We start from the raw sequence: 24,739 nt of genomic DNA, 5'->3' as shown, positions 1-24,739 counted from the left end.
AATGGGCTTACGCACAAACCCCTAGCAAGTGTATCCTTCATTGTACCCTGCTTTAGTTAATTCTCAATAATTTAAAAACTATTTTCTTGCACTACACCAAAATTCCGTAGGCACGTAGGAATTTTTTCCTTAAACCCATGTGTATTGTGAAATAAGTGTGTTGCAGGATGATTTAAATAAAATTATATAAATCTTAGGTAAAAAACTTTAAAAGACTTAGATGTTTCAATTGTCTGAGCATCTTTCCAGCGAGTTATTGAAACTTCTTAGGCTTTTAAAGTTTTTCACCTTAGATTTATTAATTTTATTTAATATCCTGCGATACACTTACTTCACAATATTACCACTCCCCTATTACCTTGTCGTCCTTATGATCTAAAGAAAACATTTTTCTATTAAAATAATCTCCGCCTTTTGCAAAGGTAGTATCTACATTTATCCATGTATTCAAATCTGGTATATATACTTGATTCCATGCATGACTTACCCATGATACACCATTGAAGCCTTCTCCCGTAACAAGCCTCACCTTAATATTATTTGCCCTCGCCATAGCTACATAAAGGCATGAATAATCAAAACATATTCCCTTTCTTGTATCAAAAGTCGGAATAGCTCCAGATTTAACATTGTAGTTATCATTAAGCACTAAATTTGCTTTATCATAATCATAAGCTATATTACTCCCTATCCAATTATATATTTTTCTAGCTTTATTTTCAGTTCCATTTTCGTTAGCCACAAGATTTCTTGCAAAATTATCAATTTCACTATTTGATTTTACACCATCATCTAAAGTTACTCCATTATAATAAACAATTGTATTGTTATTAACATTTTCACTGGCACCTTGATTGCCTTTTTGAATTGTATTATTGTTTTGTTTTACAACAATCTTAAATGAATTATCTATAATCTTAGGTAATCTTTTTGCAAGATTTGAATTGGTTACAGGAATAACTATTTGCTTGCACAAGTAATTATATGTCTTTGAAGTCTTAAGATAATTATCAAATTGTTTATTTATATTTAACATTGAAGCTATATTAAATATAAACAAAACAGTGATTAAGTAACAGATAGCCCTTGGAAGTTGAACAAATGCCCCCAAAATTCTTTTAATAATATTACTTTTATTAGAAAGCATTCCTTCCATACCATCGAAAATTTTAAAAAATGTTATTCTATTTATAAAGTTCAATATAATTTTAATAATTGAGTATGTTACATAAATAATTATTGGAATAACTATAAAATAAATAACCATAGGATTTTTATCTATAAAACTATAAATATTTTCCGGTAACTTATGAATAAGCTTATTCACATTTTGATTTAATACAATTAATTTACCATATCTTACACCAATAAATAGTGCTAATAAAAAAGATATACTATTAACTATTCCTTGCGAATCCCTTTTTAGGTCATAGGATGAAAACTTATATAAAAATCCTTTAATTAAAGGATACATAAAGCATAAAACTATGAAAATTGTTACGGGATTTGCCATAAAGAAAATCATCTCCTTACTCATTTATAGATAAACCATTTCAACTATTAAAATTCATGTGCATCATAATGCCCAGAAGATGGCATTTTGGTACAAATTAATTTTAAGTTTCAAGGTAGTTTATCTTTAATAAATCATTTAATACTGGTTTTATTTCCTCCCACAAATAGCCTTTCCTAAGCAAATAATCACAAGTTTTCTTTTTTACTTTTAGCTTATCATCTTCTTTTTTACTTAGAATTTCGTACTTTTTTCTTGCAAGTTCCATTAATGTATTAGAATATTGTTGCTTATCTATATTAACCTCATTAAGTTCTTTTTCAATCAAGTCTTCCCTTATGCCTTTTTTCATTAAATTATATTTAATTTTATTTTTTCCATCTTTTTTTATCTTCTCTTTAACATAACACTTAATATATTTATTATCATTGACAAAATCATATTTTTTAAGGAAATTTATTGCTTTATCAATTAAATTTTCTTCAAAACCTTTTTGCCTAAGTTTAATTTCCACTTCTTTTTCCGTTTTTAGAGTTCTTTCAATAATTTTAAGTGCAGTTTCCTTGCAATATATATAATTATCATCGCTAACAACATCTTTTATCTCATCCATGTCAACTAGTTTATTCTTTTTTAGTCCATGCGAATAAACTAGCTCCATGCTGCATGAAAAGGAATATTCTTCATCAATGTACACATTAACCCTATCTTTTTTATTTTTCTGAACTTCTATTTTAGTTATAACTCCCTGCACTTTAATCACTTTCCTTTGGAATCATTATATGAATTGTCGGATCATTTAAAACTTTCTTTGCAATGGTTATTATATCTTCAACTTTTATAATATCAACATTTTTTATGTCTTCTAAAAATTCATAAATATTTCTCCCATCGATGCATTGATGAATTACATAGTTGCCCAAATCCGTTGTATCTTCTATTGTTGAGATAACCGCTGTCTTTAAGACTTTTTTCATAAGAATAATTGAATTATTGTCTAAAAAATTCTTCTTACTTTTTAAATTGCTAATACAATTATTTATACATTCAATGGCTAAATTAACATTTTTCTTTTTAACTGAGGTATATATATACATAGTTTTCGCACATTCAGCTGTGTTAATCTCGGAATAGACATCATATGCCAGTCCTTTATTTTCCCTTATTTCCCTAAACAAAATGCTATTTGCACTCTCTCCAAATTTATAGTTAAGTATCTTAATTGCCATTTCTTCAATTCTTGTTAGGTTATAAAAAGTAAACATATATGTTATAGTACTTTGCTCTAAATCATTTTTATAAGAAAATTTTTTTAAAGGCAGATTTTTTTCAGTAACAATCTGTTTTTTCACTATAACTTTTTTATTCCAATCCTCAAAACATTTCTTAATTTTTAAAAATACCTCTTCATGATCAAGGCTTGAAACCAGTACTAAACAGGAATTATTAGGGGCATAATATTTATTATAAAAATCAATTAAGTCTTTATTTGAAAATCTCTTTATATTAGTCTCACTACCTATAGTATCATACTTAAGCGGTCCTTTTGAAAAACCTATTTCATGAACCTTTGCAAAACTGTAATCCTCAATATCATCTTTAATACTTCTAATCTCGGCTAAAATAACTTCCTTTTCCTTTTGAAACTCCTCTTCATCAAAAACAGCATTTCTAATCATATCTGAAATGAGCTTAAGTCCAAGATCCATTTCTTCTTTTAAAGCTGTAATACTGTATACCGTACAATCATAATCTGTATATGCATTATACTCCCCACCAAGAGATTCAAAAGCCTCATTTAACTTCTCATTGCTCATAGTTTTTGTTCCCTTAAAAAGCATATGTTCTATAAAATGCGAAATACCTTTTTCATGAACTTCTTCATATATAGAACCTATTTTAACTCCAACATGCAGAGAAAACAATTCGGTATTTTTTTTTATTGAAATTATTTCAAGTCCATTTTCTAGTTTGAATTTTTTTGAATCAAAAATATCATTATTCATTAATTTCTTCCTCCCAGCACATTAAAATTATACATTAAAACAAACAAAAAAGCACGCTATAAACATCATATAACGCACTTTTTATTTATCCTAATGTGTTACTTACTTTAAATATAAACTCTTTTTAAAGAAAGCGCTTTTTTTACTTCATCGCTCATTTTATCATAACATTCAAATAGCTTTTTTACTATATCATTAATTGATAAAAAAGCAACATAATATTTTTCACTAATTTCATTTCTAATCTGCAAACTTATAGGACTGTTTGATATAACTACATACTTTCTTATGTTATCATTATAACTAGAAAAAAGATCAAGTACATTTTGGCTTGTCTTAGTTTCATTGTCCTTAAGGCAACAAACTCTTATTATAGTCTTTGTAAGAGCAAGTTCATCTTCACTTATTATTAAATAAGAATTTTCTTCACTATTATCATAATTAGCGCTTACCTTGTAATTAAGACAAGTTAACATTTCCTTTACAAGTTGCTTAAATTTGTGCTCATCCATTTTTAAAAGCATATCTTTAACACACTCTGTAACGGAATTATAAATTTCTTTTCCCTTATCTAAGGCTTCTTTTACATTTCCATTACTTATAAGTAATCTCTCTATTTCTGAATCACAGTTAAACACCCTGAAAACAACAGAGTTTTGATTTAATGAATCTTTAAGCTCTTTAGATACAAAGTTCTCATTTATACGTTTATCAACCCATTTAATTCTAAGTGTATGAGCCTGTCCTGCATATAAATTTGGATTGTATTCATATCCTGATGCTACAATTCCTATGTAGTATTGACCAGTAACATTATTATATGTTATTATTCTATCGCCATTTTCTATTTCTCTAGAAAATCTCCAAACTTGACTTTCAATCTGAATTCTTATTCCTGGCATTTCTTTACTGTACACTTCATCACATCTAATTAGAAGTTTGTCCTTTGTTTCATAATCTAATGCATTTCCAATTTCATTCCATCCAATCGTAACCACAGCATTTTTAACCCAAAAATCTATTAGCATTTCTCCAGACTTATCATTGATCATCCACCAATTAGCCACTAAAATCCCTCCCAAATATCTCAAACGGTGCTGATTCTATTCTTTATTTAATATAAGCTTATACATGACTTTTAAGCACATATAAGCTTATGATAAAACTACTTTTTACAATAATTTCTGTAATTTACATTAGGGAAAATATTATCTATTTGCTCTATTTTCTCAAGTAGCTTTGATTCAATAGTGTTCTTAGTAATATTATCATAAATACTCATAAACCTATTCACATGAGTATTTACTCTTTTGACAGCATATTCAACTGTTGTATTATTCTTTATAATAAAAGGCCAATCTGAAGACTCCGCTAACATCAATTCTCTTGCAGCTTGATTTAACGCCCTTTCTTGAAGCTCACTTGGCTTAGTATACGTATTTGCAAGTCTTGTCATTATCTCTTCACATCTATGCAAATCCCGATATATCCAATGATTTGATGAGTTTATCCACACAGAATAATCTCCATTCTCGCCCCAACTTGATGGATTTGGGGTACAACACTGAACAATAGGATTTTGTATTAAATATTCAGATGGCGTTGTAAGTTCATATGATGTCCATTCTTCCGCACTTTTCCTTATAAAGGCATTTATAAATTCAGGTCCTTCAAACCACCAATGACCATACAATTCAGCATCATAAGGACAAGTAATAATTGGCGGTCTATCCATATGACTTGATATTTCGTTAATTTGCTTAGTCCTACACTCAGCAAAATGGGTCCCATGCTTTAAAACCTTTTCCATTGCTTCATCCCTGTTGTAAATCTCTTTGTGCTCAGTATTACCTGTTATCTTATAATATTTAAAACCCGTATCTATTCTTATACCTGCTGCATTTATATATGGCTTAATATAATCCATTGGCAGCGTATAACCTATATCTCTGTAGAATTCCCTATAACTAAAATCTCCAGGATACCCCATAAAATTACTCCAAACTTGATAAGACGATTCTATGTCTCTTCCAAAGGTACAAACACCATTTGGAAGCGCTATTGGAGCATTTGTACCATACTTAGGTTTAGGTGATGAATAGAGTACAGCCTTACTTTCAGAAATAAAATATTTTATTCCATATTCCTTCAAAACACTATCAAGCGAATAACTATATGCACACTCTGGAAGCCATATTCCATTTGGTGCATGACCCATAGTATCAATATATGATTCTACTCCTGTAGCTATTTGAGCTCGCACGGCCTCTGGATTTATTGAAATTAATGGAAGTAGTGCATGTGTTGCTGAACATGTTATTACTTCAAGACATCCAAGCTTATCAAACTTCTTAAAAGCATTCATTAAATTATTTTCATAACTTTTATATGTTTTTAGTAATCCATTAAATTTATCGTTATAAAACTGTGCTACTTTACTTTCATCGTAATTGTTTTTTGTTCTTATTAATTCTTTTTCAGAAAGTTCTATGGATTTTGTTAAGTACTCCATATATCTTTCATTAAGATATTCATCTTGAAGCATCGCCATTAAGGGTGGTGTTATAGACATTGTCATCCTAAATTTTATTTTGTCTTTGATAAGGCCATCAAAAACATTTATAAGCGGTATATAACATTCGCTCATTGCCTCAAATAGCCATCTTTCTTCAAGTGCATCATTAATTTCTGGATGCCTAATAAATGGCATATGACCGTGAAGTACAAAAGCTACATATCCTTTTTTCATTATTTTATTCCCCCTAGTAAGTTTACTTAAACCCTGATGATGAACAAACTGATAAATCATGATACTGCTTTAGTGTTTCTTGTATTTTTCTATCAAAATATTCACTATGATATTTATAAGAACATATAATTAAATTTGGATATTCTCTAATTTTTTTTTTCCCTCAGCGAAAGGATACGGCTTAGGTTCTTTATGAACATTTGGATTATTTGATTTTTCATCACATTTTGGCAGCATACTATTAGGTGCAAGGAAATCCGTTGAAACATCAACATAATAAACTGCTGAATCACTTGACTGATTTTCTCTAGGAGTTGTTACTGTATTAGAAACAGCTAGACATACAAAAGTATCATCTGTAAGTACTCTTCCAATCTTTACAAACAAATCCATATCATCTTTATCCATATGTATGTACCAATTATCTGCAAAAGCATCAATATAAATCATTTTCACCTCAGATGCAATTCCATTTGAAACCATACAAACCTTTAAAACAGGTTTAGAATTTCTCCATTCATTTTCCCCATATCTATCTTGAAATTCTTTTATGGAAATTGGCGAAATATTAAAATAACAAAATACATTGTGTGCGTTTTGTACCAATAATACTATTGAAGATTTATCATCATTTAACATATTTTCACCCCTATACAAATTTTAAAGATACTTATCATTTAATATGCCTAAAATCTCTCAGGAACACAGAAATTGTGCGAAAACAAATATGATTTATTAATTAAAATTATATAATAAACGAACTAGTTACTTAATATAGTTATTATACCGTAAAATTACAAAGGTGTCACGAATAATTTACATCTATACTTTAAAAACACTCATTTCTTCATCAGCTTATTAATATACTATATTAACCGAAGTCGGAGTACAAAGAATGAGGATTTTATTTTAGTCGTCTTAAAGAACTTTATAAGGGGGAAATATACAAAATGTCGCGTTTTAAAAAAATAGTTACAGTATTAATTATAATTCTAATTATTGAAATAATTTTAATATTTTATTTTTATAAAACAAGGGATCATTCTCTTTCAAGCTATGACCATAATAAGAAAATCACAATTTTAGTTGACATAACTGCAAATCAACTTGCTGTATTCCAAGATGATAAATTACTTAAAACCTATACTGTTGCCAGCGGAAAAGCTTCAACTCCATCACCAATTGGCACTTGGACTATAATATCTAAGGATACTTGGGGCGAGGGATTTGGAGGAAGGTGGATGGGATTTAATGTCCCCTGGGGAAAATACGGTATACATGGAACCCTTTACCCCACTTCTATTGGATGGAGTTCTTCACATGGATGCATTAGAATGCACAACGATGATGTTAAACAATTATATAAAATAACTCCCATAGGAACAAAAGTAATAGTAACTGGAAGTCCATACACCAATTTTAGTTCTAATTTGAGAATTTTAAAACCAGGTATGAGAGGCACAGATGTATTTGAACTTCAAGAAATTTTAAAATCTAAAGGATACTACGCAGGAAATCCCGATGGAATTTACGGTGAAGGTATGAAATACTATGTACATAAGTTTCAAAAGGAAAACCACCTTTATGTTAGTGACACAATTTATACTTCATTTTATAAAAAACTTGGGTTGAAACCGGTGGACTAGAAAGCAGAGTACAGATGACAGTGTACAGTGTACAGTGTACAGTGAAGGATACACTTACTAGGGGTTTGGGCTTACAATGTCCTCAACTTAAGAAAAAAATTTGGATTTTATAAAAATCCAAATTTTTTTTATTTTTAAATATATTTTTATATGTTATATTTAAAGCAAAAAGGAGCTTCTTCTGATGGTAAAAAAACTTGAGAGAATTATGCTAAGCTTTAAAGAAATAAAAACAGGAGAAACTAAGAAAATAGGTCAGTTAAAAAAACAAGCATTTACGAGAAATAGAAAACTAAATTTTGAGGATTTAATGAAATATATCATATGCAGGAAAGGATTAACTACAACTATGGAAATTAATAATTATTATAAAAGTATTGGTAAGAAAGAAGATGCTGTTACAAAACAGGCATTCTGCAAACAAAGATTAAACTTAAATCCAGAAGTATTTATTTATTTAAATAAAAACCATATTAAGCGTGTATATGATGATCCTAATTATAAATTGTATAAAGGTTATATAATAACTGCCATTGATGGTACTGTGTTAGAAATACCGAACACAGAAGAACTGAGGCAAACCTATGGATATTTAAACCCCAATAAAGAGGATGTAAGAAAAATGGCTCGTGCTAGGGCATCTGGTATTTATGACATTGAAAATAATATAATGATTGATGCAATTATTGAAAAATATAAAACCTCTGAAAGAGTTTTAGCAGGAGCTAATATTTACAATGCATTAGAAACATTGGGATATGATAGAAAAATTATTACCGTTTTTGATAGAGGATATTTTTCTACAGAAATGTTAATGTTTTTATTAGAGTGTCCTATTAAATTTCTATTTAGACTTCAAGGAAATACTTTTAATAAGGAAAGAAATTCTATGCAAAGTGATGATGAAATTGTTCAATTTAAAACAAATGGTAATAGATTAGCTTATATATCAGATAAAGCTCTTAAGCAAAAGGCTTCTATGCTCAAAGAAGTTCCATTAAGAATGGTTAAGATCAAGCTAAATACAGGTGAATACGAATATTTGGTTACAAATATTCTAAAAGAAGAATTTAATACAGAAGAAATAGGTGTTTTGTATTCAAAACGTTGGGGGATTGAAACAGCTTATGACATAATTAAAAATAAGCTTCATATTGAAAATATTTCAGGTAAAAAGCCAATAATAGTTGAACAGGATTTTTATGCTCAAATGTTGTTATTTAACTTGATTCAGGATTTCAAAAATGATGCTAACTATATTGTAGATGAAAGCAAAAATAAAGAAGGAAAATTAAAATATTGCTATAATGTCAATATGAATATATTAGTCGGCAAATTTAGAGAATATATAATTAAGATGGTTATAGAAGAGGACACGGCAAAACAAGAAGCTATGCAAACAGATATGATGAATGAAATTACAAAAAATTTAGTTCCAATTAGACCTGGAAGAAGTAATCCTCATATAAAATATAAAGGTAGAAATAGGTATATGCAAAATCATAAACCTAATAGCTAAAAAACAAGAAAATTAATATGTAAAAATAATCCATTTAATTTAAACAACTAAATGGATTATTTGTGTTATAATCTTTTAATAAAATAATCTTTTAATGAAATTCCATATTACTTCAATTTGTTGTAAGCTTCCTTAAGTTGATGACATTGTTTGGGCTTAAGCCCATGTAGGTTCTTTAACTTGGTAGATGCACTGTCACTAGTAATGCAATAAAACTTTGTATATTAATAATCTTTGCTACGAAAAATCTTAAAACTTATTTTGATTGCTTACGCAATCGTAACATAAATGTTATCAGCAGAACTGATAACATTTATGTTTAAGATTTACATGACGTAAGGGAAGTTAAATCAAGCTTCGTTGTGCTCTGTCATCTGTACTCTGATTTAATGCTTCGCAATAATTTTAAATTGCAGTAAACAATTTTTAGTTTAGCAACCTAACTTAATTTTGCTAATTTATTTGAAAATAAGCATACCCTTGTTCATATACGGCCGAAACTAAATAATTCTCAATACTTTCTTCTAAATTTATTTCTTTAGGTAACATCCCCCCCTCTCCCATCAAATCTTACAGCTCCATGTATTGTTTAATTAAGCTTGGAAAATTGTGACCATCATTTAAAAAGAACTGCAAGTATTCATCGTACTCCTCATAATTTTCTCTATAAACTTCTAAGATATCGATTAAGGCTTTTCTAGCTTCTTTTAACTCATAACTGTTTAAGTTTAAAATATCAATTGTATAATTTGCCTTTATATATTCCTTGCTATTTTCATCATTATTTTTGGATACTATTTCACCATTCGCAATGCTATAATAAAAATAATTGTTAGGATTGTCTATAACCGGATTTATAAGTTTATCATCATAATTATTCTTTTTATAAATTCCACAGCTATTTTTTTCATTACAAGAAACTATAATATTATCGTAGGATTGAAATTCTTTTGGAAACAAATCTCTTGGTTTTATATGCTCTATATGACCATCATCGTTTGTATATATCCTTTTTTCACAATAAGGACAATATTCTTCTTGTTCAAGAACTAATATATTTTCTTTAATTTTATTTCTAATATTGTCTTTATCATATTCTTTCCACGATTTAGGATTATATTTTTTCTTGTATTCTAATAAAAAGTTAGGTTCTTGTTCTTTGCTAACCTTGAGCATTCTTTTTTCTCCTAACCGATATATCCAATCTTATTCTCATAATATCTTTATCTAAATCTCCTAAATACGTTCTTAAATAATCAAATAAACTTTTAAATTCTTCTGTGTCATATAAGTTTTTATTTAAAAGCTCATATACCTTATTTAATTTATCAGTAATATCTGAATTTCTTAAACTATCTAATTTCATAGTTGAGCTTAAAATGTCACCTATATTTTTTCCATAAGTTTCACTTAAATTATTATTGTCAACTAGCTTAATACTGCCATTTTCTTTTGACATCACCCTAAGTTCAGATGCTTTTATGTTTCCTATAACATGCGGTGAATGAGTTGCTATAATTAATTGATTATTAACTCCTATACTTTTATATACATCAATTATCTTTCTTTGCCACTCAGGATGAAGTGATATTTCCGGTTCATCAATTAATATTATTGAGTTATTAACTTCTAAAAACTTTAGTGACAATGCCCTTAAAAACAATTGTTTTTCTCCTGATGATAAACCTGTAATATCAAATTCCTTACCTGAGCTATTTCTAAATATAGGTTTGGTTTCATTGGTCTCTGATAGCCCTACTAATTTGACATCTAATTTCATAATAGAAAATATACCATTTATATCCTCACAAACCTTGTCTATAACCTCACCTATAGTTTTATTTCTGTTTCTAAATATTTCTTTATTTATTTTTGTTGCTATAAATGATGGTATATTTTGAGTCATATTTTGATCAACTATATTTTGAAAATGTGGTGTGAAATTTAAAGTATTATCAACCTTATTAATCTTTTCAAAATTAATTTCTGTTGGCATATATACAACCTTAAATTCATTGGAACCACATACTGGTTCAAAAGCAAGAACTTTTGGATTTAATTTTCCGATTTCATTATTTTCTAACTTAACAGTTACTGTATATAATAATCTATCCAATTCCACTTTATCATTTTCCAATTCATTACATTTATCTATGTCAAATGAATCATAAATGCTTTTTAATAAAGTAGTCTTACCAGAACCATTTTCACCGATAACAACAATGGTATCTAATATGTTTCCGTTTTTATCTTTAAAATCTATCTCTAAATTATTAAATATTTCATGATTGGTAAATTTAATTTTTTCTAGTTTCAATTTATTCACCTCTTTCAAAGCTAAACTGTTTGAAACCTCAAGATTAATTTATACCAAAATGATCCCTTCAAACGTTATGGTGCAAATTAATTTCTGATAGTTGAAACAGTATCTCCTTTATATTCATTTTATCATATAAATCTAATTTAGAATTATCAATTTTCGTTTTCAATTCTAACATAGCTTTTTCAAGTAATATTTTTCTTCAAGTAGTGCATCTCTAAATCTTACCTTTTTATGATATAATTATATATAACAAAACTTTTAGAATAAAGATTAGAGCATATGAACTATTATCATACATGTGATTCAGCTAAGATGATAATATTTAAGTTTAGTTGTATATCTATAAGATTATTTAATACATAACTTAAAATTATTGCGAACAAATTAAACCAGAGTACAGATGATAGAGTACAGTTAAGGTTGACTTACCTTCCCTACGTCAGGTAAATCTTAAACTTAACTATTGTCAGCTTCGCTGACAATAGTAATGCCGCAATTGCATAAGCAATCAAAATAAATTTTTAGATTTTTCGCAGCGTTAGCTGAGAAAAATCATCCTTAACTGTACTCTGTCATCTGTACTCTAAATAGAATGTACGAGGTGATTATTTTGAATAATATTGGACTTGTTTTAGAAGGCGGGGGCATGCGCGGGGTTTATACAGGAGGCGTACTTGATTTTTTTATGGACAAAAACTTATATTTTCCGTACGTTATAGGCGTATCTATGGGCGCTTGTAGTGGTGCCTCTTATGTTTCAAAGCAGCGTGGAAGAACAAAAAGCGCAACTATAGACTATGTATCAGACCCTAGATACTTAAGCTATAGAAATTTATTAAAATACAAATCAATATTTGGTATGGACTTTGTATTTAACGAAATACCAACTAAATTACTTCCATTTGATTTTGATACATTTTTTAATTATTATGGAGAATTTGTTATTGGAGCTACTAACTGTAACACAGGTAAGGAAGTATATTTTTATAAAAAAGATTACAACTATGAAAATATATTGAAAGTAATACAAGCCTCCAGTAGTCTTCCCTTCGTTGCTGAGCCTGTAAAAATTAATGATTACATACTTATGGATGGTGGATTATCAGATCCAGTTCCTATAAAAAAATCTATTGCTGACGGAAATAAAAAAAATATAATAATCTTAACTAGAAACTCGGGATATATGAAAAAACCATTTAAATTTAAGTGGGTTACTTCAAAAAAATATTCTAAATTTAAGGGTTTATGTGATTCTATTATTAATAGGCCTGTATTATATAATAATACAATGGAATATATAGATGAACTAGAAAAAAGCGGTGATGTTTTTATTATAAGACCAGATTTTCCACCTGATGTAAAGCGAACTGAAAAAAACACTGAAAAACTTACAGCACTTTATTTACAAGGCTATAAGGATGCTGAAAAAAACTATGATAAACTTTTAAAATTTATTGATGAAAATTAATTTATTAATTTAATATATTAATTCTGTGAATATAAAAAATATCTTTGGTTAAAATATACAAATGTATTTTAATATTCACAGAAAGGAAGATTTTTCATGAAACTTGGCATTCCAAAGGGTCTACTTTATGAAAACTACAATAACTTTTTTAACACTTTTTTCTCTGAATTAGGTGCAGAAATTATACATTCTAAAGAAACAAATAAAGAAATCTTGAACCTCGGTGTTAAATACTGCGTGGATGAAGCTTGCCTTCCTATCAAAGTTTTCCATGGTCATGTCGCATGTATTAAAGATAAGTGCGATATAATGTTTATTCCTAGAATAATGCAACTAAAAAAATCTGAATTTATATGTCCAAAATTTTGCGGGCTTCCCGAAATGATAATAAATGATATTCCAAATATGCCACAAATTATTTCATATCCTATTAATGCATACGATAAGAGGAAGTTTATGCATTTCATACGAAACTGCGGTTTCTTATTCACAAAAAACATATATAAAATAAAAACAGCTTATAATCATGCCTGCTTAATGCAAGAAAGCAGCAAAGTTGGAATCTACGATAAAAATTACAATTTAAATATCGCCTTGGTTGGTCATCCCTACAATATATACGATAAGTATTTAAATTTAAATATTGTAAAAAAACTTAACTCACTTGGCATTGGAGTAATTACAAAGGATTCACTTGATGAATGTAAAATAACTAATGAAATATTATCATTATTTAAAAAACCGTTTTGGACTTTTGCAAGAGAATCTTATGGTTTTTCTTCTTATTGTGCCAAAAATAAACTTGTAAATGGAATTATATACATATCTTCCTTCTCCTGCGGTATAGATTCTGTATTAATAGAACTTATAAAAGATAATTTAAATGACTTTCCAATGCTCATACTAAAAATAGATGAACAAACAGGTGAAGCTGGCTTTGATACAAGAATCGAAGCCTTTTCTGACATGCTTGAAAGGAGATGCTTAAATTATGAAAATAACCTTTCCTCAATTGGGTAACACCTGTTTTGCTGCTAAAGCATTATTTGATGGTTTGGGTATTGAATATGTAATGCCACCTAAAAGCAACAAAAAATGCTTGGAATTAGGTTCTCTGTATTCACCAGAAGAAATGTGTCTCCCTTTTAAAATAATGCTTGGCGGTTACATAGAAAGTATAAAAAATGGTGCTGATACAGTTTTAATTACTGGAAGCTGTGGTCCATGTAGGTTTGGTGAATATTGTGAACTTCAAATGAATACATTAAAAAAATTAGGTTATGATGTTGATTTTATAGTATTAGACAAACCACATTCTATAGGCAAAAAAGAATTTTTAAGAAGAATATCAAAAATATCAAATGAAAGTAAACTAAGCACTCGTAAAAAATTAAAAATGCTATTTAAAACCTATAGAATAATAAATTTAATGGATTATATAGAAGCCGAAACACACAAAAAAGCTGGATATGAAATTAATACTGGTGAATGCAAGGCTCTTTTAAAAAATTGTAAAACAAGCGCACTTAACTATAATGATCCAGATAAACTAATAACTTTTCTTATGGAATGTAAAAAAGCTATAGATAACCTGCCTATTAGTATAGAAAAAAAGCCATTAAAAGTTGCTATTATAGGAGAAATATACACTATAATAGAGCCATTTTCTAATTTATATATTGAAGATAAGCTCATGGATTATGGCGTATCAACTTCTAGGCACCTAAGTCCTAGTTGGTGGTTTAAAGATGCCATGTTATCCGTACTAAAATTAAATTCTTTGGATTTAAGGATAAATTCAAAAAAATATTTACCATACTACATTGGAGGTCATGGAAGAGAATGCATAGGTGAAGCTGTTATGGCAAGCCATACGGGTTTTGATGGCGCAATACAAATTTTCCCGATGGGGTGTATGCCAGAAATTGTTTCAAAAGCAATACTCCCTCAAATATCAAAAAACGAAAATTTTCCCATTCTCAGTCTTATAGTTGATGAAATGACTGGTGAAGCTGGTTATGATACAAGAATTGAAGCTTTTATTGATTTATTAGAAAGGAGAAATAAAGATGTATTATATGGGTGTTGACGTCGGCTCTGTAAGTACCGATATAGTTCTTTTAAGTAGAAATATGGAGGTAATTGAAAGCGTATATCTTCGAACAAAAGGGAAACCAATTGATGCCATTCAAGAGGGCTTTAGAATTTTAAAAGGAAAATATGATAATAAACAAATACTTGGTGTTGGTACTACGGGAAGTGGCAGGCAAATTGCATCATACCTCATAGGTGGAGACATTGTAAAAAATGAAATTACAGCTCATGCAATAGCTTCACTTAATGTAGATAAAGATGTAAAAACAATATTAGAAATTGGAGGCCAGGACTCAAAAATTATAATTTTAAGAAATGGTATAGTAACTGATTTCGCAATGAATACAGTTTGTGCTGCTGGCACAGGTTCATTTCTAGATAGACAATCTGAAAGACTAGATATTCCTATATCTAGCTTTGGAGACCATGCATTAAACTCCAAAACACCAGTTAGAATTGCAGGTAGATGTGCTGTTTTTGCCGAATCAGATATGATACATAAGCAACAGCTAGGTTATAGTGAAGATGATATTATATGTGGATTATGCGATGCCCTTGTAAGAAACTATTTAAACAATGTTGGAAAAGGTAAAGAAATTCTACCAAAAATATTTTTTCAAGGTGGTGTTGCATCAAATATAGGAATAAAAGCCTCATTTGAAAAATTTCTTCAATGTGAAGTAACAATTCCTCCAAACCATAAAGTAATGGGTGCTATAGGCGCTGCAATAATTGCAAAGGAATTTATTGAAAAACACAATGTAAAAACAAATTTTAAGGGATTTAATTTGGCTGATGTTAACTTTATTTCAAGTAGTTTTGAATGTAAAGGCTGCTCTAATGGATGTGAAGTTGTAAAAATTAAAAACAAAGACATCACTATAGGTTGCTTTGGGGATAGATGTGGTAAATGGAATAAAGGTGCAGCCGTATAATTTTTACTAATACATTATTTTTTCATTATACATTATATAATCACTATTCCTACATATACCAAATGTAATTTTTTCTTGTTTATTTTCTCTTATCCTGTATAATAATATATAATATTGCTTTATATTTAAAGATACATTTAGCGCATGCATTTTTAAGTATTTAAAAAAGTATATTTATAACTACGTGAGGGTGAGATAGATGAGAAATTTTAAAGAACAAAGGAATTCTAAAAGAGTTAAGTATAAATGCATTGCAGATTTTTTTATTATTAATGGTGAAACCAAATTAACTAACGTTGAAATCATCGATATAAGTGAAACTGGCGCTAGACTACATACTTCTAAAAAAGTATGTGTAAAAGATAAAATTACTTTTAAATTTTCTATAGGAAATTTAAATTTAACCTGCAATGCTACAATTGTATGGTGTGAAACTAACTTAAATGGAGGTTTCCTAAGTGGTTGCAAATTTGATTTATTAGCAACAGATAAGCGACTTTTAAAACTAATTATAGAACAATTTTATAACAACAATTTTATATATGTGTATAAAGATAAATCCACTTATATTATAGAAAATCTAACGTGTAAAATAAATTTATCTACGCCTGACATAGACAGGCTTTTTCAATATGCAAGTTGGTTAATGGGCGAAATATCTACTTCAAATAAATTAAATGAAGTAATCTTTAATAATTTACTTAGCAGACTTGAAGAATATGGAAATAATCATGCAGATAATTTTAAAATAAGTATTTATGAAGTTTCTCAATTTAAGCAAATTATTGAGTTTACCATTTCCTCCCTTTATAGTGAAAATTCAAATATTGCTGCTATGCGACTAGAAGACTTAGATTTATCATCACTAGAAAACGAACACTCAACTAAATTAATAGATAAATTTAATAAGCTTCCTCATGATTTGCAACTTAGTACAATAAATACTATATCCAAACTTCTTTTAAACAATATTAAATAATAGAATTTTTATAACTTTACTATAAAAAGTTCACTAAATTATATTGAAATAAATCAATTTTAGCGATATCATTAATAGTGCAGTATTTTTACATGTTAAAATCAATACAAATAGCTTTTATTTTTTCTACAATAACAATTTTAAGATAGTAGGTGTTTACAATGAGTAATGTAATATTATCAGAGTCTGGTAAAAAAAAGCTTGAAGATGAACTTGAATATTTAAAAACAGTTAAAAGAGCAGAAATTAAAGAAGCTCTAAAACTTGCAAGAGCACAAGGTGATTTAAGTGAAAATGCAGATTATAGTGCTGCAAAAGATGATCAATCAATGAATGAAACAAGAATTCAAGAAATTGAAGATATTTTAAAAACTTCTACAGTCGTTGAATCCTCAGTAAATGAAGATATATTTGATTTAAACAAAAAAGCTCTTGTTAAATTTTGTGATGTAGATGAAGACGAAGAAATTACGCTTGTAAGTTCAGTTGAAGCTGACGTTAAAAATATGAAAATAAGCATAGATTCTCCATTAGGAAGAGCTTTATACAAACTTGAAGTAAGCAAAAAGGCTCTTGTTGAATCTCCAGATGGAAGCTATGAAGTTCAATTATTGAAAATTTTATAATATCATATACCTTATAAAACCAATTTAAAAAGCTAAAACTTAAAGTTTTAGCTTTTTATTTATAGTCTATGTTTTAAATAAGTGTTGATTTTCACACTTATTTAAAACATAGACTATTTATTTTACCCATTCTTTTAATAAATTGTGATTTAACAATTCATCAGAATATTCCAATTCCTTAACACTGTCATCTTTCTTTTTCTTAAGTTCTGGTGTTTCCTTAATTTTAGATCCTGTTTTTATATCATAATAAGTATTTGTCCAAGATACATAAAATGTATTTCCATCAGTGAAAGAAGCATTTCTAAAGGTGACTTTTCTATCAGTATTATTATTAAAAATATCTTTACCAAACATATAATCATTCTTAATATTAAACATATTTGCAATAGTAGGATACAAATCCATCTGACCTGCATAAGTATGATTTACACCACTATTTGCATTGTCTGGAAAATGTATCATAAGAGGTACTTTTTGATATTTATACCATGTTAAATCATCATTATTAGTCTCACCTGTAAATTTATAAAGATCATTCATATTTTCTTTAGGTATCGCAAAATGATCACCATAAAGTACAATTACTGAATTGTCTGCTATTCCTGAACTTTCAAGCTTATCTAAAAAATCTCCAAGTTGCTTATCTGTATAGTGTATTCCCTCTAAATAATCACCAAAAAGAGTATTTTTGTATTCACCAACATCAAGAGTATCCATACCATTTTCATATCCAGTTACATCATTATAAGGATAGTGACTACTTAAGGTTATAAGAAAAGAATCATATGGCTGCTTAAACTTTTTAAGTTTATCAAATGCTTGATTCAAAAATGATTTATCACTTAAACCAAGCCCAACATTCTCGTTTATATTATAGCTTGACTTTCCAAAAAAATCATCGAATTTTTCCGATTTATACATTACATTTCTATTCCAAAATCCTTCTGTATATCCATGAAGTGCTGCCGTATAATATCCCTTATCACCTAGTTCCTTTGGTATTGAATTGAAAGTATCTCCGGCATAAGTATAATATGCTGCACCAGATTCTGCTGGATAAAAAGAATTTAGTGACATAAATTCAGCATCTGCAGTTGTTCCCCCTGCTACTTGATAAAAATAATTATCAAAATACATACATTTATTAAGCCACTTGTTTAAATTAGGAGTTATTTCTTTTCCATTAATTTGCTTATTTATAACAAACTGTTGAAGTGCCTCAACTTGAATCATTATAAGATTTTTTCCTGCTGCTACGCCTGTAAATTTATTTGGTGACTCAGTTGTATTTTTTTTCAAATAACTTTTAATTTCATTTTTCTTACTTTCGGGAAGCTGCTTTGAATTTTTTATTTTTGTTGCTGCATAATTGTATGCATCAACTGCATGAAAATTCAAATTTCCAATCAATTTCGTTAGATAAATTTTATTGCTCATAGCTGTTAGCAAAGTTGGCTGCTCTACATTAACTTTTTTAAAAGTTCTTGCATCTACCACAGTTCCTGTCATAAACACCATAAAAAATACTATTATTCTTACCAATAATGATTGTATTTTCATATCAATCTTCTCATAATAAAATCTCATCAAAGGAACAATAATTAATATATCAACAAAATATAAAAAGTCCTGAACTTTGATAAGTTTATATACGGCATCCTTTACTCCTCCAAGAAGCTTTGCATTTTTAACAACGCCCATAGATATTATATCTTCGGAATACCTAAAATACACAATATCCGATACTAATATAATACTTATTATAATATCAATTACTACTAAATATATAAACCTTTTTTTCCCCTTAAATAATACCGAGAAACTTAAAAGTATCAAAATTGATGCAAAAATTGGTGTAAATACTTCTGGATCAAAGTATTGCGGTGAAATTTGTTTTCCATATTCAACTACTTTCATAAAAAGTACAATAAAAAACAAAAGCAAGTCAAGATTACTTTTTAATATATTTAAAATTCTATTACTTGTTTTGTACATTACTTTATTACCCCGTATTTTTTTTATAATCTTATTATTGTCAATTTCAACTTTTTTCAAATTCATCATCTCTTTTTCAACATTTTATTTCTTTTTCAATTTAAACACATTCTTTACACTTTTAGCATTTCCTGATAAATTAACTTCAAACACATCAAGTATAAACATAAATAAAGGTATTCCTAAAAGTAATCCCCAAGTACCTAAAAAATGGTCTGAAACAAGGAGTATTACAAATGTAAAGAATATAGGAATTTGCGTCTTTGATGACATGAGTTTTGGATTCAAAAAATAACTTTCAACTACATGTATTATTCCAACTAATATAAGTACATACAACACTTCTATTGGCCCATTTATGTTAAATGCAATAAGTGTCAACGGAACCAATGATACAATAACACCTGCTACTGGAATTAAGCTCAATACAAATATCATAACACTTAATGTTAAAATGTTCGGAAATCCCAAAATGGTGAGCCCTATAACTGATAAAATTGTATTTACAAAAGCTATAATAATTTGTGCTCTTATAACTTTGCCGAAGGAATTAAGAAAATTATTACCAAAATGTACAAAATACTTATACATAGTTGACAATTTACTTGTTTCAAACTTCTTTCCAAATACTAGAATTTCCTTCTTTTCAAGTATAAAAAAAAGGCTTAATATTAAAGCAAGAACAGTTTGCACACTCATAGCCCCTACGCTAGATGCAAATTCTATTACATATTTTGCTCCATCCTTAGTATAATTCTCAATATTTATATTTTGAATTATAGGTGTTACATATTTATCCAAAATTGCATATTTACCCACCTTACTTGAACTTTCATAGAAACTTTCTGCTTGATTTATAAGATTTTTAGCTTCATTAACTACAATTGGGATATATCTATATGATACTACTACAATTATTGTTATTATAGCAATATATAAAATTAATGTAACAAATTTTTCACTAACCCTTATATACTTTGATAATTTTAATGTAATAAAACTTTCAACACTATTTATTAAATATGTAAATAAAAATGTCAATAACACTAAATTTATCATTGGCTTCATAAAATATAACACTAGTATAAGTACTATAAAGAATACTATTCTTTTAAATGATTCTCTATGGACAATTTCTTTTATAAAATCCACTTGCACTCCTCCCTTACTCATAATAGTGTACTATTAATTAATGACAAATTCAATGTTAAATTAATCTTATATGGTTACTTTTTTAAATATTTTTTGTTAAAATTACTTAAACAAAATTGTCACATAAATGTCACATATTGAAGTTAATATTAAAGCATAGAAAACGTCAATTGTTTGGAGGTAACAAATATGGATAATTTTAATAACAACAATTTTAACAACGATAATAACAATGATACTAATTCAAATTTAAACATACCAGCTCAATATACAGTGGAAGATGATTTTACTCCACCAATGAAGCCAAAAAGAAAAAATAAATTTGCTTCATATATTGTTGTAGGTCTTGTATGTTCTATAGTCGGAGCTAGTGCATCAACAGCTGCTTCATTATACGTGCTTCCAAAATCAGGTTTATTTAAAAATACACCACTATATCAAAGCTTAGCACAAAATTATACTAGTGCTACGCAAGATACAACAATTAAAGCAACTGCAACTTCAACAGTTTCAAGCACAAGCGGAGCTTTAACCGGAGCACAAATAGCAAAAAAAGTTGGTCCTGCTGTAGTTGGTGTTTCAACTAAAGCTATGGTAGATTCAAGTCAAAACTCTGATCCTTATAGCTTTTATGGTAATAGTGGTAGTACAGAACAAGATGGAATGGGGTCCGGTATAATAATAAATGCGCAAGGCTATATTTTAACAAATTATCACGTAATATCTGATGTAGTGTCTGGTTCTGGTTCCATAAATGTAATATTTAATAATAAAAAGCAGGTTGCTGCAAAGGTTGTTAATTACGATGCTAACATGGATTTAGCCGTAATAAAAATAACTGATAATAATGTAAAGGTTCCTGGCATAGCAGAACTTGGAAGTTCAAGCAACATGAATGTCGGTGATCCAGTTTATGCAATAGGTAATCCCTTAGGAGAAGAACTTTTAGGTTCAGTAACTTCTGGTATTATAAGTGCAACTAATAGACAAATATCAACAGATGAAAATTCAAATGCAAAACAAACCTATATCCAAACAGATGCTGCTATAAACCCAGGAAACAGCGGTGGTGCTTTAGTAAATTCTTTAGGTCAAGTAATAGGTATAAATAGTGCTAAAATTGGAAGCAGTAACAGCAGTAGTACAAGTGTAGAAGGAATCGGTTTTGCAATTCCTATAGATTTAGTAAAACCTAAGATTGCAAGTCTTACAAAGCCTCTACTAATGCTTGGAATAAAAATTGAAGACTACCCTGCAAGTGAATTAAAAGCACATGGTCTTCCAGCAGGAGTTTATGTTGCACAGGTTGACGATTTTAGTGCCGCTCAAAAAGCTGGTATTCAAGCTGGAGATATTATAACTAAATTTAATGGTAAAAAAGTAACTAACTCTACCGAATTAAATACTGCTAAATCTGCTCTCAGTTCAGGCGATGTAGTAAAAGTTGAAGTTTATAGAGATGATGGTACAAAAACTTTATCACTTAAATTAACAGATTAAAACAAATATAAAAATACAGCGTAAAAGCAAGCTTACGCTGTATTTTTATATTTGTTTTAATCTATTTTCCTAAGGGTAAAGTAAAATTTAACGCCATTATCTGTGTTTTCTGCGCCACATTTTCCACCATGTAGTTCTACTATATTTTTTACTATTGAAAGTCCAAGCCCTGTACCTCCAATTTTTCTATTTCGTGATTTATCAATTTTATAAAACTTATCCCAAATTTTATCTATTTCCTCTTCGGCTATCTTCTCTCCATCATTATTTACTTCTATCTTAATTTCATTTTCTTCTTCAAACATGTTTATACTAATCTTGTTCTTTGCATACTTTATGGCATTGTTTATATAATTATTTAATACTTGTTCAATTCTATATTTATCAGCATTTACATTTAAATTAATAACATTAATATCTAAATCAATTCCTTTTTCACTAAATAATGTATAATACTTTTTAGAGGATTTCCACACTGTATCACCAATATCTATAACTTCTTTATTTAGCTTAAAATTTCCGCTTTCAAGTTGTGATAAATCAAGCATATCTGAGATCAAGTTTCCCATTTTTGAAGCTTCATCTATAATCACATTTAAATAATACTCCCTGTCCTCCTCCTCTGTAACTATATTATCCTTTAACCCTTCTGCATAACCTTCAATTAATCCAACTGGAGTTTTTAGTTCATGAGAAACACCTGCAACAAATTCCTTTCGCATTTTTTCAAGTTCTTTTTCCTTCTCAATGTCTTCCTTTAACTTTTCATTTGCAGCTTTAAGTGAGTTTAATGCATAATTTAGGTTTCCAGAAAGAAAATTCAAACTTTTCCCAAGGCTTCCTATCTCGTCATCTGAACTAACATCACATTTTTCCTCAAAATTAAGTTCAGCCATCTTTGAAGCAGTATTATTAATCCTTACAAGCGGCTTTGTTATCATATTTGAATATATAAATGATAAAATAAATACTAGAATAATTCCTCCAATAAATATATATATAAAGATCCCCTGCATTACAGATGCTGCTTCTGTTATTGGTGAAAATGATGATATTGCGAATATATATTCATTTGTCGCTACATTAGGTGCAACACAAACTATATTTTTTACATTATAAGTTTTACTTTCAAAAATATAAGTTTTACTTTTCCCAGATCTTTTCATGTCTATGAAAGACCCAGGGTCAGAAACCCATTTATACATTATTTCTTTAATTATATTTATATCTGTAGGATCACTTTCTTCTTTGGTTTTACTTGTCAAATATTTAAGATTTCCATATTCATTTAAAATTGCTATTGTACATTCATTTTTTTCTTCAAAGTTTTTCATATAGCTGGCTATATCATCTGAAGTCATACTTTTCATCTTGTTATTATAGTAAGATTTAAAGTTATCTGCAGCTTTATTTAAATTATCTTTTCTTTTATTCTCATATATTTTCTGAAAGAACATAGATTCAAATGCTAAAATAAAAATTATAAATATTGTAAAAAAAACAAGGGTCAATGAAAACATTTTTATTGTTATACTCTTTTTTAACCTCAGTTTCATTTCTTCACCTCAAACTTATAACCACTGCCTCTTACGGTACTTATAAGGTGTGCTTTATTTTGAAGTTTTTCTCTAAGTCTTTTTACATGTGTATCAACAGTTCTAAGATCACCATAATAATCATTTCCCCAAACATTATCTAAAATTTTATCACGTGTAAGGGCAATGCCTTTATTTCTTGAGAAATATATTAGAAGTTCATATTCTTTTGGTGATAAATATACTTCCTTACCATCTATAGTAATTTCATGAGAAACTTCATTTATAACAAGTCCATCATAGTCGTTTTCTGTAGCCACCTCCACGAAATTTGTTCTTTTTAATAAAACTTTGATTTTAGCAACAAGAACTTTAGGGCTGAATGGTTTTGTTACATAATCATCTGCTCCGAGATCATAACCTAATAATTTATCCTCCTCTTCGCTTTTAGCCGTTAAAAGTATTATTGGTACACTCGAATGCTCTCTAATACTTTTGCATACCCTAAAACCATCTACTAATGGAATCATTATATCCAATACCACAAGTGATACATTTTCCCTTCTAAAAATATCAATTGCCTCAATTCCATCTCCAGCTTCCAGCACCTCATAATTTTCTCTCTTTAAATATGTCATTACAAGTTTTCTCATTCGTTCTTCATCTTCTACTACAAGTATTTTTTCCATAACTTCT

General features: G+C 28.5%; 21 protein-coding genes. 9 read left to right on the top strand and 12 right to left on the bottom strand.

What is annotated here, in order from left to right:
- Window positions 1-340 precede the first annotated feature (340 nt).
- From CUEA01_RS04565 to CUEA01_RS04540, 6 genes are all read right to left on the bottom strand, one after another.
- Window positions 341-1,537: a transglutaminase-like domain-containing protein gene (locus CUEA01_RS04565; RefSeq protein WP_234118949.1), complete on the bottom strand. Its 1,197-nt coding sequence runs from the start codon at window positions 1,535-1,537 to the stop codon at window positions 341-343.
- Window positions 1,538-1,616: 79 nt separating this feature from the next.
- Window positions 1,617-2,267 (bottom strand): recombination regulator RecX, encoded by a 651-nt coding sequence (gene recX, locus CUEA01_RS04560; RefSeq protein ID WP_234118947.1) that lies wholly within the window; start codon window positions 2,265-2,267, stop codon window positions 1,617-1,619.
- 1 nt (window position 2,268) lies between these two features.
- On the bottom strand, window positions 2,269-3,519 hold the full coding sequence (locus tag CUEA01_RS04555; protein ID WP_234118945.1) for a M16 family metallopeptidase: 1,251 nt from the start codon (window positions 3,517-3,519) through the stop codon (window positions 2,269-2,271).
- A gap of 107 nt (window positions 3,520-3,626) precedes the next feature.
- Window positions 3,627-4,586, bottom strand: coding sequence for a restriction endonuclease (locus tag CUEA01_RS04550; RefSeq protein WP_234118943.1), 960 nt, complete (start codon window positions 4,584-4,586; stop codon window positions 3,627-3,629).
- A 98-nt stretch (window positions 4,587-4,684) separates the two neighbouring features.
- Complete coding sequence (locus CUEA01_RS04545) at window positions 4,685-6,268, bottom strand: glycoside hydrolase family 57 protein (RefSeq protein ID WP_234118930.1); 1,584 nt, start codon at window positions 6,266-6,268, stop codon at window positions 4,685-4,687.
- A gap of 129 nt (window positions 6,269-6,397) precedes the next feature.
- The gene (locus CUEA01_RS04540) at window positions 6,398-6,907 is read right to left on the bottom strand and encodes a DUF4912 domain-containing protein (protein ID WP_234118922.1); all 510 of its coding nucleotides are present in this window, start codon (window positions 6,905-6,907) and stop codon (window positions 6,398-6,400) included.
- Window positions 6,908-7,218: 311 nt separating this feature from the next.
- Here CUEA01_RS04540 and CUEA01_RS04535 point away from each other — a divergent pair, with 311 nt between their 5' ends.
- Both CUEA01_RS04535 and CUEA01_RS04530 read left to right on the top strand, forming a co-directional pair.
- The gene (locus tag CUEA01_RS04535) at window positions 7,219-7,914 is read left to right on the top strand and encodes a L,D-transpeptidase family protein (RefSeq protein ID WP_234118920.1); all 696 of its coding nucleotides are present in this window, start codon (window positions 7,219-7,221) and stop codon (window positions 7,912-7,914) included.
- A gap of 184 nt (window positions 7,915-8,098) precedes the next feature.
- A complete protein-coding gene (locus tag CUEA01_RS04530; protein ID WP_234118918.1) occupies window positions 8,099-9,433 on the top strand; it encodes an IS4 family transposase in 1,335 nt (444 codons plus the stop codon).
- Window positions 9,434-10,003: 570 nt separating this feature from the next.
- Here the strand turns inward: CUEA01_RS04530 and CUEA01_RS04525 are convergent.
- A complete protein-coding gene (locus CUEA01_RS04525; protein ID WP_234118916.1) occupies window positions 10,004-10,609 on the bottom strand; it encodes a retron system putative HNH endonuclease in 606 nt (201 codons plus the stop codon).
- Window positions 10,596-11,750 (bottom strand): AAA family ATPase, encoded by a 1,155-nt coding sequence (locus CUEA01_RS04520; protein WP_234118914.1) that lies wholly within the window; start codon window positions 11,748-11,750, stop codon window positions 10,596-10,598. The genes CUEA01_RS04525 and CUEA01_RS04520 overlap by 14 nt, the downstream gene beginning before the upstream one ends.
- A gap of 616 nt (window positions 11,751-12,366) precedes the next feature.
- On the opposite strand from CUEA01_RS04520, the gene CUEA01_RS04515 reads away from it, so the two are divergent.
- The 6 genes from CUEA01_RS04515 (at window position 12,367) to greA (ending at window position 17,858) form a co-directional block, all read left to right on the top strand.
- Complete coding sequence (locus tag CUEA01_RS04515; protein ID WP_234118911.1) at window positions 12,367-13,224, top strand: patatin-like phospholipase family protein; 858 nt, start codon at window positions 12,367-12,369, stop codon at window positions 13,222-13,224.
- Window positions 13,225-13,320: 96 nt separating this feature from the next.
- Window positions 13,321-14,244 carry an acyl-CoA dehydratase activase-related protein gene (locus CUEA01_RS04510; protein ID WP_234118909.1) on the top strand — a complete coding sequence of 308 codons (924 nt, stop codon included), beginning with the start codon at window positions 13,321-13,323 and terminating at the stop codon, window positions 14,242-14,244.
- A complete protein-coding gene (locus CUEA01_RS04505) occupies window positions 14,216-15,313 on the top strand; it encodes a 2-hydroxyglutaryl-CoA dehydratase (RefSeq protein WP_234118907.1) in 1,098 nt (365 codons plus the stop codon). Before CUEA01_RS04510 ends, CUEA01_RS04505 begins: the two co-directional genes overlap by 29 nt.
- Window positions 15,294-16,253: an acyl-CoA dehydratase activase gene (locus CUEA01_RS04500; protein ID WP_234118905.1), complete on the top strand. Its 960-nt coding sequence runs from the start codon at window positions 15,294-15,296 to the stop codon at window positions 16,251-16,253. Before CUEA01_RS04505 ends, CUEA01_RS04500 begins: the two co-directional genes overlap by 20 nt.
- 199 nt (window positions 16,254-16,452) lie before the next feature.
- Window positions 16,453-17,232, top strand: coding sequence for a PilZ domain-containing protein (locus CUEA01_RS04495; protein ID WP_234118903.1), 780 nt, complete (start codon window positions 16,453-16,455; stop codon window positions 17,230-17,232).
- Window positions 17,233-17,393: 161 nt separating this feature from the next.
- Window positions 17,394-17,858 carry a transcription elongation factor GreA gene (greA, locus tag CUEA01_RS04490; protein WP_234118901.1) on the top strand — a complete coding sequence of 155 codons (465 nt, stop codon included), beginning with the start codon at window positions 17,394-17,396 and terminating at the stop codon, window positions 17,856-17,858.
- 117 nt (window positions 17,859-17,975) lie between these two features.
- On the opposite strand, the gene CUEA01_RS04485 is transcribed toward greA, so the two are convergent.
- Both CUEA01_RS04485 and CUEA01_RS04480 read right to left on the bottom strand, forming a co-directional pair.
- Window positions 17,976-19,856, bottom strand: coding sequence for an LTA synthase family protein (locus tag CUEA01_RS04485; protein ID WP_234118899.1), 1,881 nt, complete (start codon window positions 19,854-19,856; stop codon window positions 17,976-17,978).
- An 84-nt stretch (window positions 19,857-19,940) separates the two neighbouring features.
- Window positions 19,941-21,008: an AI-2E family transporter gene (locus CUEA01_RS04480; RefSeq protein WP_234118897.1), complete on the bottom strand. Its 1,068-nt coding sequence runs from the start codon at window positions 21,006-21,008 to the stop codon at window positions 19,941-19,943.
- 189 nt (window positions 21,009-21,197) lie between these two features.
- Here CUEA01_RS04480 and CUEA01_RS04475 point away from each other — a divergent pair, with 189 nt between their 5' ends.
- The gene (locus tag CUEA01_RS04475; RefSeq protein WP_234118894.1) at window positions 21,198-22,508 is read left to right on the top strand and encodes a S1C family serine protease; all 1,311 of its coding nucleotides are present in this window, start codon (window positions 21,198-21,200) and stop codon (window positions 22,506-22,508) included.
- 56 nt (window positions 22,509-22,564) lie between these two features.
- Here the strand turns inward: CUEA01_RS04475 and CUEA01_RS04470 are convergent, their stop codons facing one another.
- Both CUEA01_RS04470 and CUEA01_RS04465 read right to left on the bottom strand, forming a co-directional pair.
- Window positions 22,565-24,064 (bottom strand): HAMP domain-containing sensor histidine kinase, encoded by a 1,500-nt coding sequence (locus CUEA01_RS04470; RefSeq protein ID WP_234118892.1) that lies wholly within the window; start codon window positions 24,062-24,064, stop codon window positions 22,565-22,567.
- Window positions 24,061-24,732 carry a response regulator transcription factor gene (locus tag CUEA01_RS04465; protein ID WP_234118884.1) on the bottom strand — a complete coding sequence of 224 codons (672 nt, stop codon included), beginning with the start codon at window positions 24,730-24,732 and terminating at the stop codon, window positions 24,061-24,063. Before CUEA01_RS04465 ends, CUEA01_RS04470 begins: the two co-directional genes overlap by 4 nt.
- Window positions 24,733-24,739: the final 7 nt, after the last annotated feature.

The organism is Clostridium hydrogenum (assembly GCF_021432385.1).
Taxonomy (GTDB): Bacteria; Bacillota; Clostridia; order Clostridiales; family Clostridiaceae; genus Clostridium_S; species Clostridium_S hydrogenum.
The sequence above is the reverse complement of the archived record's forward strand: the minus strand, read 5'-3'. Positions and strand labels throughout refer to the sequence as shown.